Origin of the sequence: Aequorivita sp. KMM 9714 (assembly GCF_011065475.1) — a bacterium.
GTDB lineage: Bacteria > Bacteroidota > Bacteroidia > Flavobacteriales > Flavobacteriaceae > Aequorivita > Aequorivita sinensis.
This window is the reverse complement of record NZ_JAAGRO010000010.1, coordinates 1-18,036: the sequence shown is the minus strand read 5'-3', so window position 1 is coordinate 18,036 and position 18,036 is coordinate 1. Positions and strand designations below refer to the sequence as shown.

Below are 18,036 nucleotides of genomic sequence, written 5' to 3'. Positions count from 1 at the left end.
TAAATGAAAAAAACATTAATTTTCTTAATATTAATTTCCAACAGTATCTTTTCTCAACAACTGGTTTGGAAGGAGTCAAGTGCCTTTTTATACGATATGCAGAACGGCACCCTCACAAGTCAGGAGAGCAAGTCCTTGGATTCGTATATGCTTTCGGAAAGTGAGCTTGGGTACAATAATACTGGGTACATAGAGGTCTCCGATTTCAAACTCAATGGGTCGGCGATTACTTCCCAATCGGCAATAAGCATCTTTTCGTTATATCTGACCTTTGAGAATACCTTCAGCCTTGCCGAGGTACACCAAAACAGTTATTCCATTACGTATGTTGGGGATGAGGGGAAGATTTATATAAATGGTCCCCAAGGCAACATTGCGGTTCTCAATAATATCATTCTTGTTGCAAACGATATAATGAGAATTGAAAAAACCGACGCAAACAAAGTCCTGTTGAAATATAATTCACAGGAATACCTTATCACTGATAACTACGTCGAGAACGCCTATATTGCGTTAAGAACCAATACACCAAATTTTTCTTTTTCTATTGGAGAATCTGGCTTTCGTCCACCTACTGAGCCAACTGATATTGTAGTTGAGGATTTTGATCGTAATTGGATCTTCGCCCGTACTTTTGACAATGCTGGAAAGCTTACCAGTGCCGGTGTAACCTACTATGATTGTCTCGCAAAGCCGGAGCAGACACAATCGCGTGATATTAGGACAGGTAAAACGTGGGCCAGTCAGACGATGTATGACTATCAGGGCAGACTGGCCCTCCAAAGTTTCAGCGCTCCTGTGTCTCCCAATTCTACACCACGATTCAATTATGCGGAAGGGTTTATTAAAAAGCCAAACGGGGATCCCTTTGCTATAGTGGATTTTGAGACAAACCCAGAAAGGCCAGAAATTGTGGGCACACAGGAAGGGACTGTGGGCCGGTATTATAGCACCGCAAATAATGCGGAGCCTTTTCAGGACATTACCGACCGACCTTATGCAAGGACGGTATATGACGATCTGAACCCCGGCAATGGGAGGATGGTCGTGGGGGGCAAGATAATGGATCTTAATAATGATGGTGACACAAATGACCCTGAGGACGGTTTCCCCCAGGGATTTACCTATACCATGCCCGCCGCACAGGAGTTGTACTATGCATTCGGTAAAACATATTTTTCTAATTTTACTTATCCATGTGATGGAGCAGTCTGTGTTGACCTAAAGAGCTATAAAACGGTATCCATTGACCCGCATGGCAATGAGACTGTTGCTTTTACGGATGCCGAGGGCAAGTTACTGGGTACTGCACGTTCCGGAGGAAATGTTTCCTACGATGTCGTATACGTAATCGGGGCACAGGGTTACGTGGACGTGCATATTCCTCAAGGAATCACAACTACAAGTTTTATTGGAAACATTAGCGAATATACTGTTTATGATTTACGTACTGGTCTTTTGGTTGACCCGCCCACCTCGATTTCTGGCGGAAACATTTATAGGGTTGTTAATCAAAATAGCTCTAGTTACCCAATGACCTTTATTAGCCCATCTGGAGAAATTACGTATAATAGTGGTTTAAAAGGAATAACCACCCAGGTAAACTATTATGACTACTCACTGAACTATTATGATAAAGCTGGCAACTTGAAAAGAACGGTACAACCCTTGGGCTTTGATGAAGCAGCCTATGACCTAGGAACTGAAATTCCCAGCCATAGCATGGCAAGTTTATATGAATATAATGCTGCTGGGGAATTACAAAATACGACAAGTCCTGATCAAGGCGATGCCCAATTTGTTTACAGAGAGGATGGACAAATACTTTTTTCGCTCAACACCGAACAAGCCATTGCAGAGGAATTCTCATATACCGCCTATGACAGTAAGGCTCGGCCAATTGAAAGTGGTGTATGTACCGGCACAAACCCCTATTTTCCCTTGACCTTTAATATTGTACCTAATTTTGTTGTTCAAGATAGCATCACGGCCGGTAGCGGTTCGTTCACAAAAACCGGAACCTCTGATGATTGGGTATCATCGGGAATAGTTTCTGTGGAGGATACCGGAACTGGAAATTTTAGGGTCAGCTTTAATTTCATTCAGGGAAAAGAAGGAGTTGTAGGACTTTCGGAGACTAACATTAATGGAAGTTATACCTCCGTGGAGCATGCAATGTACTTTCTTAATGGGCAGATTTCTATATTGAACAGTGGTACTACGGTAGCCAGTAATGTGGCCTACTTCAGTATTGGCGATGTATTTTCAATTGAACGAATCGGCAACGCACTAATCTATAAAAAAAATAATGGGATAATTTTCCAAGAGACTCCTTGGTTGCTGAATTCTTCTTATCCCGAGCTGTATGTAGATGGTGCGCTCTATTCACAGGGAGCCTCTGCTCATAACATGACCATCACTGGTCTTAGCGGTGATCCCATTCCCTCAACTCCACCAGAGGATTTTGTACTGGGCAATGATCGCCGTGAACAAATATTCACCGTATATGACATTCCAGATACCGAAGGGTTGTGGGAAATCCTTTACCCTTTTGGAGATCCTACATCCGATCCATTAAAACGCAGACAACGTTTCGTGGCTGGCAATGTCTCCAAGACCTATACTAAGGAACCAGAGACTACCACTACATGGTATAGCTATGACATATACGGTCGGGTGGAGTGGATGGTCCAGTTCATCAACGGAATCGGTGCCAAGACCATTGACTATGAGTACGACGATGCAACGGGTGCTGTTACGATGGTACGTTACCAGAAAGACAAGGCTTCTGAGCGCTTTACCCATAAGTACATTTACAACAACGTAGGGGAACTGGTAACCGTTCAGACCTCTCGGGATAATGTGAACTTTATAGAACATGCCCAATATGAATATTACGAGACTGGAGCTGTCAAAAGAGTAAACCTCGCAGAGGGTTTGCAGGGCATAGACTATATCTACACACTTGAAGGTCAACTGAAGGCTATCAATCATCCTGGGCTATCGGGAACGGACGATCCGGGGGGAGATCCCAATGATGCCTTTGGCTATGTTATCGATTATCACCAACGGGATTATTCCCGTATTGGTGTGGGAAATATAAACTGGAGTCAAAGTGGCACTGACCGTTTTGATGGTAATATCAAAGGCGTGCGTTGGGGCACGAAGGGGCTTACTCCAACAGGAACGCAAAGTGCTTATCAATATAATTACAACCAAAACAACTGGTTGACGCATGCTAGTTTCGGTAGCGCAAGTGATGATATGAACAATCATAGCATTTTTACTCCTAATACCAATGCGGACTATATGGTAGAAAAAATTTTCTATGATCCAAACGGGAACATCCTTTCGCTCAACCGCAATAAAAATAGTGGCACTGGTAGTAACTCGATGGATACTCTAATATACCATTACGCCCCAGATAGTAACCAGTTGGATTACGTGGAAGATACTTCGGGGAATAGCATCGATGACGGGGATATAAAAGACCAAAACCCCAATAATTATGTCTATAATAGCATCGGGCAGCTCATAGAGAATAAACAGGACGACATCGGTTATGATTATTATGCTACTGGATTGGTAAAGTCAGTTTTCTCTACAGTTTCCAATGATCCAAAAAAAGTGGAGTTTTTCTATAACGACCGTGGGCATAGGGTTTCTAAATTGACCACGATGCCCAACAATACACAACAACAAACATTTTATGTAAGGGACGCCTCTGGAAGTGCCATGGCTATTTATAATACTTCAATTGGAATAGGTACGGAGCCTTCCAACAATATTGAATATCCTATTTATGGACTGTCCCGTCTTGGGGTGGCCGACCAAGGGAACATATTCAAATACCAGCTTTCTGACCATCTGGGTAATGTCCGGGCAGTTATACAGAGGGATGGAAGTGGAACAGTGGTATTCTTTAACGACTTCAACAATAACGCTACGGTACCAGCTGGATGGGTAGCTGGACCGAACACGGCATTGAGCATCGATACCACCAACGACCGACTAAAGGCGAGTGTTTCGAACATTAACACCAATAGTCTTGCCCGAAATTTTTCTGTTGTTGCTGGCCATAGCTATAAAATAGACTTTAAGACTGACCTTGACCAAACACCCTGCACACTTCAATACAGAATTAATGCCATTGGGGGCACTGGTAGCGGAGTGTATACCGCCGCTATCAATGGTACATATACATTCAACTATACAGCCACATCAAACGGAACGGTGACCCTGCTATTCAAATTATTAAATTCCTATGCAGGGACATCCCTACAAAACGTTTATTATCTGGACGATGTGAAGGTAACAGACATCACCACCACAAATACCCCATTGATGCTCGCATATAAAGATTACTATCCCTTCGGGATGCCTATGCCCGATAGGAATCAGGAGGGTGCATACCGCTACGCCTACCAGGGGCAGGAGAAGGATGCTGAGACAGGGATGGAGGCATTTGAACTGCGTCTTTGGGATGCTAGGATTGGTAGGTGGTTGACTACGGATCCATATGGGCAATATCATAGTCCATACTTAGGAATGGGAAATAATCCAATATCCAGTATTGATCCAAATGGCGGATGGGAAACCAAATGGGGAAGATTTTGGGGATGGGTCGGGAACGGTTTTAAAGGAACATTTGTTAATAGTGAAAACCCTGGCACTCCATGGCATAAGTATGGAATAATGGAAAGTTCGACAAGTTCAAATGGAGTATATCGTAGTTATTCATATGGCTCTGGATGGAAAAATAAAGCTTTAGATGCAGGATATACCTTTCAAGGGGGCTATGTTCATTTTACTGGATTAATTAGTCCAATGAATACTTTATCTCAGTTCGAATACTGGCGAAATGAACCAACTAAAAGTTTAGAGGAAGGTTTGTTTCATGTTGCTGTTGAAGCAACTTATGGTTCAGCTGAAGGAATATATTCAATGTTTTCTGGAGGAAGAACGTTCACTGGTGAAGTTCTTCAAGGTAAAAATGCTTTTGATAAATCTTTTGATGGTTTTATAACCACTACTACATTAGGATTTTCCTTAGCAGCAAAAACCCTTAAACCTATCAAATCTAGTGTTTCAGGGTGGAATAGTTATCAAAAAGCCACTGAAGGTCTTTATAGTTCCACGGAATTGCATTCAAACACTATAAAATCTATTAATTATAAATCAGGTATTCAAATACATAACACTATGGTTAAAAATGTTGATGCGTCTGTTGAAACTTTTGAAACTTTTGATTCTTTTATACAGAATTCCAATTCTTTTATAAATGCTTTAAATGAAAAACAATAAATGGCAGGTCATGAAGGGTTAAAGGCATTGGGAGCCTTAATCTTATGGATTATAGGAGGGTTTAAAAAAAAAGGGTTTAAGTATTATTACTATCACAAATTAGCTTTCTTTATAGGACTTGGGATAACCTTGCTATTTGTTCTTCTTTTAATGTATCTATAAATTTCTAAAAAGCAATAAAAACAATTATCCAAATAAGCAATGATAATATTAGCCAAAATATTAAACCATATTTCATAGCGTTCCAAGCTTCCCGATATTTTCTAAAATATCCATCTGTTTTGTAGGTTGCGGCAATCATCCAAGGGATTATGCCCCAAAAGAATACAAAAAACAAAATCTTTTGAAAAGCACCGAGCGGTTGAATTTCCTTTTGTTTTTGACCCAGTAAATCCTGTTCGATTTTTGTTTCTACGAGTTTTATCTCTTGTACAGTAAGTTTTCTTTTGTTTATTTCATATTCAGCTGCGGCTATTGCAAGAGGCTGATATTTTTCACGTTCGGCAGTAACTATTTTTATTAGTTGACTATCTGAGTGCTCAGCCATTACTTTGGCAAATTCATTTCTCTCCATATTCTTAAAAAATTTACATGCAAACGCTCGTTTTTTTAAATCAGCAATAGCTTAAACTTCACAATTTTTATGAGCGCATCGAGGGTGTATAAAATATACTTGTGCTCTTCCACTTCAAACTCCGTAATATCCTTACACCACTTTATCATATCGGCTTTTTTCAAGAGCCCTCCATTATTGTACTCTCTAACTTTAAATTAAAGATACAAATTTTTTTAGAGACAGTATTTTTTGTAGATTTAATTCTCGTTCTTTAACATTATATAAACCCTCCCTTCGGGATGCCGATGCCCGAGCGCAACCAGGAGGGAGCATACCGCTACGCCTACCAGGGGCAGGAGAAGGATGCGGAGACAGGGATGGAGGCGTTCGAGGCTCGCTTATGGGATGCAAGGATAGGGCGATGGCTTACCGTTGACCCTGCCGGAGAGTTCTTTAGTCCTTATCTTGGGATGGGTAACAATCCAATCTCTACAGTTGATCCTGATGGAAGGTGTACTAAATGCCCTAACAATGGAAATACAGGAGATATTTTTAATGAAGGAGGATATACGTTCACTATGGGAGAAGATGGTGTTTGGTGGAGTGATGCATACTTTAATGATTACGGTACTACTGTTACAGGGTCATCAAGCTCCAAAGGAGGATTGCTTAGTCAAATTGGTGGAGTGGGTGTGAAAATGGCACCCACTATTGGAGAGTTGAGCGGCTTCGAACATACAATGGCGGAAATAGATTTAAATCTACCTTGGCTTTTTGGAGGAAGAACAAGTGAGGACGGTCGATATCAAGTAGATGCTTATGGCATCTCTACAAGATTAAAACCTCAAGGTAGTGCTGGGGCAATAGAGTTTATTGGTGGCGGAGGAGCATTAAAAGGATTAAAGTATTTAAAAAATCCTAATGTGCTTAAACATGTATTTCGTGATGCTCCTGGTCATGTTAATCCAAATAGTGTAGGCTCTATGGAAAGATTTTTGGGACTTTTTAAAAATGTTTCATCTAACCCCAATAACTTAGTTGAGACCACTAATGCTGCAAAAATTGAAGCCAACGTACAGACCTATCATAAAATTTTTAATAATGGTAAACAGGTTTGGGTTGAAACAATTAGTGGAAAGATAACAAATGCAGGAGTAAACTCAATACCAAGATAATGTTAAATAAAATAAACATAAAAGAATCTGTTAACTTGTACAGAAACCATATAAATCATAAAGAACATTCTGTAGATGATTATATAAATTTGATACTTCTACTTTGGAACGTTTCTTTTGATTATGGTTTTGAATCTTATTGTATTGCTCAAAATGTTTTTACACAAGAGGAAATTTTAAAATTTCCAGAAGACACGAAAAAATTATTTAATGATGCTTTTCAAGAATATCCTAATAATAATGAGTTGTTATTTTGGAAGATCTATACAGATGACTTAAGCGCTTATTCTGAAGGCGTACATAAGGAAGATATATGTGATTTATTGAATGGAGATAACTTCTTGCTACCATATTTTTATTTTTATGTGCAATGTGAGAATTTGAATACAAAAAGACTAAGTGAATTGAAGAGAAGTTTAATAAATGAAAAAGATAGTTATAAAAAATATTACATATTATCATATTTATCTGATATAAATTTAACGTAAACAAACGAGTAATATAATGGATTTTCTTTTGCACGCTGTATGTGAAGAACTCAGTTGCGTATTCTATTGGGATGCTTTTGTAAGTGCGTATAATTTAGTAATATTTTAATGCAAATGTTTTTAAACGCTTAATTTTTTCATCTACAATTTAAAATCTTATATTTTTGAAAATGAAAGATTTTATCAAATGAAAAAATCAAAACCATTAATTCCTCTTTTTGAAAAATTTATTCGTGATACAGAATCAGGCAAAAGGTTAAAACAAAACGGAGAATTAGTTAAAAGGGAAACTATTCAAAACTATAAATTCGTTCTGGTAAATTTAATAACTTTCGATGATAGAACAGATTTTGATTTACGAATATGTGATTCATCAAAACTTACCAAAAGGGAACAGTTATCTGAAAAAAATTATTGGAAAAAGTTCTATAAGAAATTCACGGACTTTCTATATAAAAAAGGTTGCCATGATAACTATGTGGGTACTAACATTAAAATTATAAGGACTTTTTTTAATTACCTTGAAAAGGGTTTAGATTACAACACAGGTGATTTTCATAAATTATTTTATGTAAGAAGTGAAGAAATAGAAATATTTGTATTATCGCCAAGCCAACTAAAATTTCTTATACACGATGAAAAATTTGAACTATCCCTTTCAGATAATTTAAAAAAAATAAAAGATGTTTTTGTCTTTGGATGCTCTACGGGATTACGATTTTCGGATATTTGCTTGCTTACAAATAAAAATTTTGGATTAGAAAACGGGCAATGGTATTTAAGAATAAAATCTAAGAAAACTAAAAAATATTCCCTTTTCAAACTATCAGAATATACAGTAATTATCTATATGAAATATCGGCCTATTAGCAATAAAAAAAATGTTTTTGATTTAATAAGCTTATATAATTTTAACAAACATCTAAAATCTATTGGAGAAAAAGCAGGGTTTGATAATCCTATTGATGTTACTCGGGAAAAAAGAGGAAAGTCCCAAATCTCTAAAAATAGAAAACAAATATTATTTTATGAAAAAATGAGTTCCCACATGATGCGCCGGACTGCTATTACTACTCTATTGATTCTAGGAATGCCAGAACACATGGTTAGAAAAATTAGTGGTCATAGTTACTCTAGTAATTCATTTAACCGCTATGTTCATTATGCTCAATCATATATGGATAAAGAACTGGACAAAGTGCACGAAAAATTAAATCATTATTAAGCTTATCCAATCACACTGCTCAGCTTAAACATAGGCAAGTACATTGCCACCAATATGACACCTACTATCAGGCCTACAAATAGCGTAAGCAAAAAATTAAGAATCTTCGAGATAATCTGTCCTTGATATTTAATTTCCATCCTATATTGATCATAGAGTTTCTGGAAAATATACTCGGTTTGGTTGGTTTCCTCCGCAACTTTTAGTAGGGCAATAAGTTTTTTATCATAGAATGAATGCTCGGCAAAACTCTCAAAAAGTTTTTTTCCTTGGACAATATCCTTTTCAACTGTGACCAATGTTTTTTCCAATGGGTAGAAACGGATCATTTCACGAACCAATGCGATTCCACTTACTACAGGAATTCGGGCATTGGTGAGCAATGCCATCGCCTGCGCAAACTGTATCAGGTAGATTTTTTTGATGTAATTGCCCATTACGGGTATCCTTATTTGAAGATCGCCGATAAACCGATAGTACCATTCCTTTTTGGAAACTACCTTAAATAGAATTGTCATTAATACTATTAAAATCAAAACAATCCAGCCGTTGTTTACCACAAAACCCGAAAGTTTTACAATTATCTTGGTTAGCCAAGGCAGCTCTACTCTATTCTGCTTAAAGATATCCACGAACATAGGAACCACATACCGCAGCATAAAGAACACAACTCCACAGGCGGTTATTAAAACGATTAATGGATAGGAAAGGGATGAAATAAGCTGTCTACTCAATTCGGTCTTTCGATTGAAGAATTCTCTAAGGTCGTTAGTTATTTTATTTAGTTGTCCCGTTTGCTCCCCAATTTTTATGGCTTGGTATTCATATGGGGTAAAGTTCTTGTTTCTTTGTAATGCTTCCGATAATGAACTCCCTGCTACAATTTGGTTTGAAATATCATCGATCAATTTTTTGTCCTTCTGTTTATTCTGCATCTCGGAGATTAGATCAAGGGCACGTTTTAAATTTACCCCGGAATTGAGTAGCACGCTGAGCTCGGAATAGAACTGCTCCTTGGCCTTGTTTGAAAAGGAATTACCAAAAAGCGATATTTCCCTGTTCAGAAAACTTGTTTTGCTTTTCTGGGTATCTACTTTCTTGGCAGTAGCTATATTTTCAAATTTAATCCCCATTCTCTATTATATGGCTGTATGAATCCTTGCTTCGAAAGATAAATATAAAATCTTCTTCCTTTTCCCCAAACCTGATTTTTATGGCATCCGTATTTCCGGCCTCTAATTTTTCACCTGAATTATAAAGTTCAAGATCGGTCGGTAAGTTCAGTACGGTATCCTTTTCCCGTATCACCCAATTTTCTTCCCAGAGATAAATGACAGAATCTAAAGGGTTTTTGAAGCTCAGTGCCCTATCCAGTGGATCGTAAACAATGGTATTGTACCTATTAAAATCCACGGTCAGTTGGTCTGTAAACAAACTGCGCTTGGTGCCCTTGTTGTAATTGTTTACAATGCTTTGCATGTTTTTGGTAAACAATGTGACAATAGCAAAAGCAAGTCCTGCAATGATTGCTGTGATTGCCAAGACCACGAGCATTTCTGTAAGGGTAAAAGCAGATATTTTCTTTTGGATTCTCATTCGGCAAGTTTAATCAAGATTTCCTTTCCGTTCTTTTTGTTTAGGACTTCCATTACTGTTCCATCATCTCTTTTTTCAACAGCGATATCCCACAGAACGGTATCTTCATAAAAGGGAACTTTAATTTTTTCGTTATCTACATAATAGGTCAATTCATTGATCCTGTTCCGGAGCGCCGAGTCATCTGAATTGATAGTACCTCGAAATATATTATTGAGGCTTAGACTCGCTATCACAAACACGATAACAATGATCACCGAGGCGACCATTGTTTCCACCAGCGTGGCCGACCTTACTTTTTTTAATATAACCATTTTACGATTGCTTTATCTGATTCTTTAAACGGAAGCCCTCCAAATGCAGGGTCAAGATCCCGTCCCAAAACCTTTCCGTTATAGATGTGGTTGACATAAACTGAGCCGAATTCCCTTGCCAAAAAACGATCTGTATAAATAGCACCATTTATAGTTCCCATTAGCTCAACATTCCCTTGACAATATACATATCCGTTGATTTTTCCTTTTGGGGCGATGGCTATATGAGTGAACGAATTCATTCTGTTGTCCAATTTCTCCTCCCTTTCGTCCAAATAGATAACCGTTCCTGTTATGGTGGAGTTGTCCGCAATAAAAATAGGTTCTTCGCCTTTTGGAGCGGATGTGTTTTCATCTATATCGGTATTCACTAGAATCAAAGAGGAGGGATACTTTAAATGTACGTCCTGAGCAATTGATATTTTTTTTTCAGCAATAAATGAGGCACTACCATTAAAACTCTTTTCAATGGTAATTTTAGGGGCTATCACCACAACATCGGTCAATTTTGCATAATTGGTTATTACAACTTCGGTTTCGCTCCTGATGATAATGTTTCCTATATAGGTTTCATTTAGGATTATTTTATTTTCATCATAAACAAATTGTGTGTTTTCAAAGAAAGAGTTTGTGTTTATGGTCTCGCTTTGGATTACTTCATCTGAATTGAGAGGAATATACTCCTGCAATTTTCTAATATCATTCAGCCAAACTGGGTCAAGCTTGGGCAGGGCTCCTTTACCAGAACTGATATTTCCCTTTACCAGTTCCTTGCCGTTGTAATAATGCCCCGAGATAATGCCAGCTTTTATACCGAGATCGGAAACATAGGCATCGCCTTCAATTACCGTACTGCCCACCAGCACTAAGGGAAGTTTATTCTCGGCTAGATAGATACCTAGAGCGGGGTCGGAAACCTTATTTCCTGTTAATGCTGCTTTGGAAAAACTTTTCTTCATTGCCGAAGCGGTGCTATTTATCTTTAAATATCCGCCCCAGCTGGTTTTTTTTATTCTCGTGCTATAAATCTCATTTTCTATTAAAATGGAATCCACGATTACGTGCTCTTTTCTTAGGGAATACTCAATTCCCGCATTGGTACTGTCAATAACATTCCCCAAAATTCTTGACTGGGTGTTAAAAAAGAGATGGGTTTGGGATAGGGTTACAAAAGAGCCCAAAAGTACAGCGATAATAGTAGCGACCAATATGGCAAACTGCATCGCGGAGGCTCTTATTTTTTTAGGTCGTATCACATTATTGGAAATTCCTTGGTTTGGCCCTCATAGCGGATGTAGATGTTCTTTTCTGAGCCTTTGATTATTTTTAGCTTTTGAAGGGTATCTCCTTGCTTCAATAAAAATTGCTGTCCATTGACACTTACAATATACACACTTGAAGTGGACTTTTTATCGGCTACAATCCCAAAATAGCCTATAGATGGCCATTGTTTTTCATTTCTTGGTCTATACGTAGTGTTTGTATTTACGGCAGTTTCTTTTGATTTTGAATAAACCGTACCTAAGAAGGGGTCTGATTTAATTGGAACAAGTGAAAAGGTATCCTTTTGGATTCTCTTTGGAGGTTTAAAATTTGCTTTTTGTGTATTTGCGATGGTGGTATTCTCTGAACTGAAGGCATCGACAATTTTATAGATCAAAAACCCCCAGATTACAATCACGACGGGTAAGAGGATTTTTATGTTTTTGTTGCCCTTCAAAATTATTCGTTGATTGTAAAACTAAAGACAATGCTGTCGTCACTTTTATTTCCTGCTTCGTCAAAGGCTTTCATATACCAATAATAAGTTTCATTAGTATCTAAGGTGGTCTCAAAAGGTGCCGTAACCTCTTCTTTTAATACAAGTTCGCTTAGGTTTTGATCGCGATATACATAAATACTGTCAATTTCCACACTTCCTTCTATTAAAGTTCGTGTCCAATTGAAAGTAACTAATGGATCTGTAAGAATCTGCTCATCTGTAGGTGTAGTGAGTGTCGGAGCATTAGGGGCGGTCTTGTCTACAAGGATATTCCTAGATGAATATAAGGTATATTCATTATCCTTTTCGGCACGTACCTGCCATCGTAAATTTCCCTCTGGGAAAATAATATCTAAATTTGTATCGGTGGTTGACTCGCTTTGAATGGGGTCACCATTCTCGTCCAATATTTGAATTCTATATTGGATTGCTTCCAAAACTTCTTCCCATTGAAGATTTACGGAATCCTCATTGGTAATCAGACCGTTTGCAGGGGAAAGCAATATTACCATATTGTTTGAAAAGTTTGTAATGGGTATTACGCTGAACTTTGCAGATGAATAGGCCGTAGCATAACCACTGTTCTGTGCGCGTACCCGCCATTCATAGTCGTTCTCTATAAGTTCGGACTGATAGAATGTGGAATCGGTCACGGTATTTAGGACTAACTGGTTCGCATTTGCAAAGTTTGGGGTTGCTATCTGAATTTCATAATTGGTAGCTCCTTTTAAACTTTCCCAGTTAAAACGAACCGAATTGGCTTCTATCTCAGTATTGTTGGCCGGGGCAATCAAGTTTACCCTATCCTGGCTGATATCCTGTTCGAAAAGCACCTCTTCGCAAGAGAATATTCCAAGTATTAAAAAACTCCCCAAAATGTATCTTAAATTTCCCATCAAAACTTGAACTCGTTTTTCTTTTCTACTTTTTTGACTGATTTATAAGTCTCACCACTGCATTCCGTTCCCTCTGGCACTAGATCGAAAATCTCGAGCTCTCTTCGTTTGTCGAGTCCCCAGCAAAATTCTGAGGTTTTGAATTTGACGATTTTGCCGTCGGTAAACTCTATTTGATTGAATATCTTGTTATTTTTTAAAAGGCTAAGCGATAATGTTTTTGCTTTGCTTTGGGTCAAATAAATTTCATCAGAGGATTGCACCAGTTGTAGGATAGTCTCTGGAAAATGAACGGTAATTTGTGACACCAATTTATACTTTTCATTCTTGAGAAGATATTTCATCAGGTCTTTGTCGGCATTAACTTGCTTCAACAATCCCACCTTATCCAATATTTCAAAAGAAATTAGCGTACTATCTTTTTGCGGAAGGTTGAGAGAATCCTTTTTTATGAAAATTTCTCTTTTTTGGATTTTTATTTCTTCCCATTGGAGCCGTACTGGCTCGGATAGGTTTGTAATTGTTTTTGGCTGGTAGTCATTGCCCAGAAGATAAGAAGTATAGATGCCCAATGTTCCCAGTTCTGGTAACGAAACATCTGAAGATTGTTTATATTGGATGGGCTTACAGGAAACCAAAACTATAAAAAGCAATATATTAATAGATCTCAAGAGTTATATTATTTTAGTTTTTAAATATAGTTTTTATGGTAGTATTTGCCAAAGATATTTGAAATTCTCTTTATATAATATGGATGTATTGGTAAATAAACTTTTTCTATAACATATTTGCTAATTTATTATGAGAAATTCTTGGGATACTTCCATCAAGCACTTGACCCGTAGTGGGGCAATAGATTATGTATTGACTGCCGAGCAAATTGCTTCTATTCCCCGTTCGAATATTTCACGATGGAAAAACGAGGCGGACGATAAATATAGCTTTTGCGAACTCAATGATATAATCACGCAAGAAATTGAACTTATCAAACGTCTTAATCAATCTTCTAATATTAAAAAAATCAATCAGGGTTATTTTAAATTAGCCGATACCTTTCACAAAGTTATTTCAAAGGTAAAAGGATTGAAGTCTCTTATAAAAGGGCAGAAAGAAATCATTATTGATGTTATTGAACAAGTCAAAGATTTCATTCCAATTAACACGGCTCTCAAAGTGTTCAATATTTCCCGAAGTACTTTTGAAAATTATAAATCAATACTTATACACAAATGTGAAGTCTCCTATTTTAATTGGTGTACTAAACGTTTTCCAAACCAATTATTGCCAAAGGAGGTTAAGACCATAAAAACCTATATGGACGATGACAATTATAAACATTGGTCCAAATCTTCAATATATCTCAAATCCTTACGTGATGAAAAATTACAATGTTGCGTTTCTACTTTCTATAAATATTGTCGATTGCTCGGATTTAAGAATAGACCTCGACGAAAAAAATCTGATAGTTATACTCCTGTGAGAACTACTAGACCAAACAAACTCTGGTGTGCAGATGTTACTATTTTTAAAACAGCAGATAACGTTAAGCACTACATCCATTTTCTCATCGACCATTATTCAAAGATGATTCTTGGGTATCGAATAGAGAAAAGTGCATCTGCAATTGCTATTAAATCACTAGTTCAAAATGCGTGCTTACAACACAAACCTGACAAACTGCAATTTCTTACCGATGGTGGAAGTGAAAATGTAAATAGTGTTGTTTCTAATTTTATAAATGCTATTGATATTCCGATTAAACACTTAATCGCTCAAAAAGATGTAGTCTTTTCCAATTCAATGATTGAAGCTATTAACAAAATCATCAAACACCAATTTCTATTTCCGAAAGAATTAGCCAATGGAAATCAACTTACCAAGTTAATAGGCGAAACGATTCCCATCTACAATACCATACGACCACAAATGAGCCTTGGTGGAAATACTCCCCAAGAAACTTTTAATGGCTTATCTATAGATATTTCCAGATATACCCATAATTTCAAAGAACAAAAAACCATTAGAATCAAACTAAACGGAAAAAATGCCTGTAATATATGTATCTAAAAACAAATAGTTAGTCGAGAATAAGAAAATGAACCTAAAACCAAGTTTATCCCTTAACTAAAATTCAAATTTTCAAAAACTGTTTTCCAACTAGCTTACTTTCAGTATAATCCCATAAATGGGACGTCTTATTGTAAAATTACCGTGTAGATAGCAGGGGAATGGAAGATAGGATGCGCTCGGTCCTGAACCCTGAAAAAGGAAAGCTCGCTATTGATCCCGGAACGGTGGTAAAAGAGACGCACGCCTTCGTGAGCCATATGAACCAGAAAATAGCAAACGAAGGGTTAACGCTGTAGCATAAAAACGGCCTCGGTGGGTGGTCAGTGTGCTGTAAGAATCGGGATATGGGAATATAAAAGCATAGTTACGGCAATGCATTAAAATGTAGGAGACCACACGATGCAATCGTGCGGGAGCGGGGGGTTAAATCGCTAAGTAAATTTCTGTATAAATTTCTATCTAGAAAAAATTTAATAATAATACAGTTATAAAAAATAATAAAAGACTATTGAAAACAATGTAATTCTTTTGATTTTAGTTTCCATTATATCCATTTTTTATTGCATTTTGGTCCGCTTTACTGTCAAAATACCATTCATTTAGTTGTGAACCATTTTTTACCTCCCAATAACTAAATCCAGACATTCCCATTGCCCTTCCCCACATATAGTTTCCAGCATCGTAAAGATTGTATATATTATTCGAGTTTCCTAATCTAAAAAATCCTGCATCATCATTATAATTTGCTCGACCTTTAATGTCATTACGTCCCGGGTTATTTATTAATGAAACTAAATATCCCTCGGCAAAATCGAAACCACCCTGGCTTTTACCTTTTGCTGACAATAAACTCCAAATATAATATCCTCCTGCAGCTGGGGATGAATTATTTGAAAGATATCTTTGCAGAATTAACCCATTACTAATTATTTCATTGTTCATTTCTAATGCTTATAGAATAAAATAATCTCTCCTCTATACTATATCTAGTATTGACATAGGGCTTATCAACCCCTTCAGGATCATGAAAAAATAATTCATTTCCATCTTCATCAAAAAATCTATTTGCCGCATCGTCTCTTTCCACATTTGTTATAACTCCTTTTGAATTCACGGTTATTTTGTCATCATTTTTATCCTCTTCCTCCTCATCCTCTTTTGGCTTGCTGGCAATATAATCTTTCAATCGAGCAAAATAATTCTGTGCGTCCTGTCCGTGTGCATAAAAGGGTACAACTAACTTTGGAACAAGAGACTTTGTTTTTCACAATTTCAGACGTTTTAATGGTTCAAAAATAGAAGAGGCGGACAAATGTCCGCCTATGTTTTAACCTTAAATTTATTTTTAATCGCTGTTTTCCAATCAGATATAACTCTTGTTTTGGGTTATTACTAACTTTGAAACATTACCAAATCTTTTTCTTCAACAGTAACAACATTTATAGTTTCCATTTCATCATTTATAAATTCAACCTCATAGGCTATTGGTGTAAACTCATCATAAATCATTACTATCGTTCCTATAGTATTAATTGGTATATCTTCTGATATTTCCTTTTTTGATTTTACCACATCATATAATTTAAACATAATATTGTTTTATTTTGCTGGATATCCTGTTACTAACCTTACTAACCCTTCTTTATTTTTAATCCACCCAAATGTAACATCAACAACTCTGCCATTAGCTCCTTTGATAGCTATATTTTGAGAATATTTGGTTCCATATTTAGTCACTTCTGTTGCAATTGCTTTTTTATTGTTAAACACGATTTGCTTGGCTAAATCATCAGCATTATCTAATGTAAATCCTAAAGCATCTTTAAAAAACACTGCTTTTGAACCTCCTGTTGCGTGATCTAAATTCAACAAATAATGAGCCAATTTATCTTTAACACTCACGCTCATTGTTGAACTAAAAACACTTTTAAATTTTACAAATCTGTAAACATAAGAACCACCTTGCAGGACTTTTGCAAAAGCCCATTCTCCTACTAAAAATAATACCAATTCTCCTGCTGCTTCAGCTTTTTCTTTCTCATTTTGAGCAATATCTGAATCTGTAGGATTGTATGGGTCGTTTCCATTCAAATATGCCGTCCGTGATGCGCCATTATATGCCATTGCATAAAACTCTCCAGCACTCATATCCTTTACATCTTTCTTTTCTGCACAAGGTGGTTTCCCTGGACATCCACACTCACAATCACCATTATTATCATAAGAAGCATTTGTGCCATCTTCAGTATCATTCCACGCTTGATTAATTAAATCATCTGTTTCAGCATCAGCACCAGAAGGGTCTGCCCAAAAAACTGGATTATTATCAAAGGCTGTATATGTAGAAAAATTGAAGTGAGTAACAGGGTCAATTGAAGTCCAACGAGCTATGGCTGGGTCGTATTGCCTTAAATCCATCTCATAAAGATTAAGATCAAGACTTTCTTCAAGCTCTATACCGTTGTACTTAAACTGTTGCGCCAGCGCATTCCCGCTGGGGGAGACGTTGTTGTTGTACCCCTTTTGCTGGAGCCCGAAAGGATAGTAATTCGATTCTTCTATAATCTCTGTATTCGGGTTGATAGCCCCGTTCAGGTCAAGGTCTGAGTACGAGAGCCTTACCGAACCAAGGTGGTCCTTATATTGATAT

Annotated in this window: 17 protein-coding genes; 5 read left to right on the top strand and 12 right to left on the bottom strand. The window is 37.1% G+C overall.

Annotated elements, in window-relative coordinates; all coding sequences use genetic code 11:
- Nucleotides 1–3: 3 nt before the first annotated feature.
- Nucleotides 4–5,304, top strand: coding sequence for an RHS repeat-associated core domain-containing protein (locus G3A46_RS13785; protein WP_165150699.1), 5,301 nt, complete (start codon nt 4–6; stop codon nt 5,302–5,304).
- Nucleotides 5,305–5,470: 166 nt separating this feature from the next.
- Here G3A46_RS13785 and G3A46_RS13780 read toward each other — a convergent pair whose 3' ends face one another.
- Nucleotides 5,471–5,878 (bottom strand): hypothetical protein, encoded by a 408-nt coding sequence (locus tag G3A46_RS13780; RefSeq protein ID WP_165150697.1) that lies wholly within the window; start codon nt 5,876–5,878, stop codon nt 5,471–5,473.
- Nucleotides 5,879–6,159: 281 nt separating this feature from the next.
- Between G3A46_RS13780 and G3A46_RS13775 the strand changes: the two genes are divergently transcribed.
- The 3 genes from G3A46_RS13775 to G3A46_RS13765 all read left to right on the top strand — a co-directional run bounded on the left by G3A46_RS13775 (nt 6,160) and on the right by G3A46_RS13765 (nt 8,748).
- Nucleotides 6,160–7,035, top strand: a complete 876-nt coding sequence (locus G3A46_RS13775; RefSeq protein ID WP_277875410.1) for an RHS repeat-associated core domain-containing protein — start codon at nt 6,160–6,162, stop codon at nt 7,033–7,035.
- Nucleotides 7,035–7,523 carry a hypothetical protein gene (locus G3A46_RS13770; RefSeq protein ID WP_165150695.1) on the top strand — a complete coding sequence of 163 codons (489 nt, stop codon included), beginning with the start codon at nt 7,035–7,037 and terminating at the stop codon, nt 7,521–7,523. The genes G3A46_RS13775 and G3A46_RS13770 overlap by 1 nt, the downstream gene beginning before the upstream one ends.
- A gap of 187 nt (nt 7,524–7,710) precedes the next feature.
- Nucleotides 7,711–8,748 carry a tyrosine-type recombinase/integrase gene (locus G3A46_RS13765; RefSeq protein WP_165150694.1) on the top strand — a complete coding sequence of 346 codons (1,038 nt, stop codon included), beginning with the start codon at nt 7,711–7,713 and terminating at the stop codon, nt 8,746–8,748.
- Between the two features lie 2 nt (nt 8,749–8,750).
- Here the strand turns inward: G3A46_RS13765 and G3A46_RS13760 are convergent, their stop codons facing one another.
- The 7 genes from G3A46_RS13760 to G3A46_RS13730 all read right to left on the bottom strand — a co-directional run bounded on the left by G3A46_RS13760 (nt 8,751) and on the right by G3A46_RS13730 (nt 13,987).
- Nucleotides 8,751–9,881, bottom strand: coding sequence for a type II secretion system F family protein (locus G3A46_RS13760; RefSeq protein WP_165150693.1), 1,131 nt, complete (start codon nt 9,879–9,881; stop codon nt 8,751–8,753).
- The gene (locus G3A46_RS13755) at nt 9,871–10,344 is read right to left on the bottom strand and encodes a prepilin-type N-terminal cleavage/methylation domain-containing protein (RefSeq protein ID WP_165150692.1); all 474 of its coding nucleotides are present in this window, start codon (nt 10,342–10,344) and stop codon (nt 9,871–9,873) included. Before G3A46_RS13755 ends, G3A46_RS13760 begins: the two co-directional genes overlap by 11 nt.
- Nucleotides 10,341–10,496 (bottom strand): hypothetical protein, encoded by a 156-nt coding sequence (locus tag G3A46_RS14270; RefSeq protein WP_206736028.1) that lies wholly within the window; start codon nt 10,494–10,496, stop codon nt 10,341–10,343. The genes G3A46_RS13755 and G3A46_RS14270 overlap by 4 nt, the downstream gene beginning before the upstream one ends.
- 149 nt (nt 10,497–10,645) lie before the next feature.
- Nucleotides 10,646–11,881, bottom strand: coding sequence for a hypothetical protein (locus G3A46_RS13745; protein WP_165150690.1), 1,236 nt, complete (start codon nt 11,879–11,881; stop codon nt 10,646–10,648).
- A gap of 29 nt (nt 11,882–11,910) precedes the next feature.
- Nucleotides 11,911–12,339 carry a hypothetical protein gene (locus G3A46_RS13740; protein WP_165150689.1) on the bottom strand — a complete coding sequence of 143 codons (429 nt, stop codon included), beginning with the start codon at nt 12,337–12,339 and terminating at the stop codon, nt 11,911–11,913.
- A 41-nt stretch (nt 12,340–12,380) separates the two neighbouring features.
- A complete protein-coding gene (locus G3A46_RS13735; RefSeq protein ID WP_165150687.1) occupies nt 12,381–13,316 on the bottom strand; it encodes a hypothetical protein in 936 nt (311 codons plus the stop codon).
- Nucleotides 13,316–13,987, bottom strand: coding sequence for a hypothetical protein (locus G3A46_RS13730; RefSeq protein WP_165150686.1), 672 nt, complete (start codon nt 13,985–13,987; stop codon nt 13,316–13,318). Before G3A46_RS13730 ends, G3A46_RS13735 begins: the two co-directional genes overlap by 1 nt.
- 130 nt (nt 13,988–14,117) lie before the next feature.
- On the opposite strand from G3A46_RS13730, the gene G3A46_RS13725 reads away from it, so the two are divergent.
- Nucleotides 14,118–15,383: a DDE-type integrase/transposase/recombinase gene (locus G3A46_RS13725; protein WP_165150684.1), complete on the top strand. Its 1,266-nt coding sequence runs from the start codon at nt 14,118–14,120 to the stop codon at nt 15,381–15,383.
- A gap of 537 nt (nt 15,384–15,920) precedes the next feature.
- Here the strand turns inward: G3A46_RS13725 and G3A46_RS13720 are convergent.
- The 4 genes from G3A46_RS13720 to G3A46_RS13705 form a co-directional block, all read right to left on the bottom strand.
- Nucleotides 15,921–16,328 (bottom strand): hypothetical protein, encoded by a 408-nt coding sequence (locus G3A46_RS13720; protein WP_165150682.1) that lies wholly within the window; start codon nt 16,326–16,328, stop codon nt 15,921–15,923.
- Nucleotides 16,318–16,572: a hypothetical protein gene (locus G3A46_RS13715; protein ID WP_165150680.1), complete on the bottom strand. Its 255-nt coding sequence runs from the start codon at nt 16,570–16,572 to the stop codon at nt 16,318–16,320. Before G3A46_RS13715 ends, G3A46_RS13720 begins: the two co-directional genes overlap by 11 nt.
- A gap of 206 nt (nt 16,573–16,778) precedes the next feature.
- Nucleotides 16,779–16,976: a DUF4926 domain-containing protein gene (locus G3A46_RS13710; RefSeq protein ID WP_165150678.1), complete on the bottom strand. Its 198-nt coding sequence runs from the start codon at nt 16,974–16,976 to the stop codon at nt 16,779–16,781.
- Nucleotides 16,977–16,985: 9 nt separating this feature from the next.
- Nucleotides 16,986–18,036, bottom strand: a 1,051-nt coding sequence (locus tag G3A46_RS13705) for a DUF6883 domain-containing protein (RefSeq protein ID WP_277875409.1), incomplete at its 5' end; no start/stop codon positions are given.

Coding starts and splice junctions, on each gene's coding strand:
- G3A46_RS13770 (WP_165150695.1), top strand. CDS start 7,035: ATGTTAAATAAAATAAACATAAAAGAATCTGTTAACTTGTACAGAAAC.
- G3A46_RS13710 (WP_165150678.1), bottom strand. CDS start 16,976: ATGTTTAAATTATATGATGTGGTAAAATCAAAAAAGGAAATATCAGAA.
- G3A46_RS13785 (WP_165150699.1), top strand. CDS start 4: ATGAAAAAAACATTAATTTTCTTAATATTAATTTCCAACAGTATCTTT.
- G3A46_RS13745 (WP_165150690.1), bottom strand. CDS start 11,881: ATGCAGTTTGCCATATTGGTCGCTACTATTATCGCTGTACTTTTGGGC.
- G3A46_RS13780 (WP_165150697.1), bottom strand. CDS start 5,878: ATGGAGAGAAATGAATTTGCCAAAGTAATGGCTGAGCACTCAGATAGT.
- G3A46_RS13725 (WP_165150684.1), top strand. CDS start 14,118: ATGAGAAATTCTTGGGATACTTCCATCAAGCACTTGACCCGTAGTGGG.
- G3A46_RS13775 (WP_277875410.1), top strand. CDS start 6,160: ATGCCGATGCCCGAGCGCAACCAGGAGGGAGCATACCGCTACGCCTAC.
- G3A46_RS13765 (WP_165150694.1), top strand. CDS start 7,711: ATGAAAAAATCAAAACCATTAATTCCTCTTTTTGAAAAATTTATTCGT.
- G3A46_RS13720 (WP_165150682.1), bottom strand. CDS start 16,328: ATGAACAATGAAATAATTAGTAATGGGTTAATTCTGCAAAGATATCTT.
- G3A46_RS13755 (WP_165150692.1), bottom strand. CDS start 10,344: ATGAGAATCCAAAAGAAAATATCTGCTTTTACCCTTACAGAAATGCTC.
- G3A46_RS13735 (WP_165150687.1), bottom strand. CDS start 13,316: ATGGGAAATTTAAGATACATTTTGGGGAGTTTTTTAATACTTGGAATA.
- G3A46_RS13760 (WP_165150693.1), bottom strand. CDS start 9,881: ATGGGGATTAAATTTGAAAATATAGCTACTGCCAAGAAAGTAGATACC.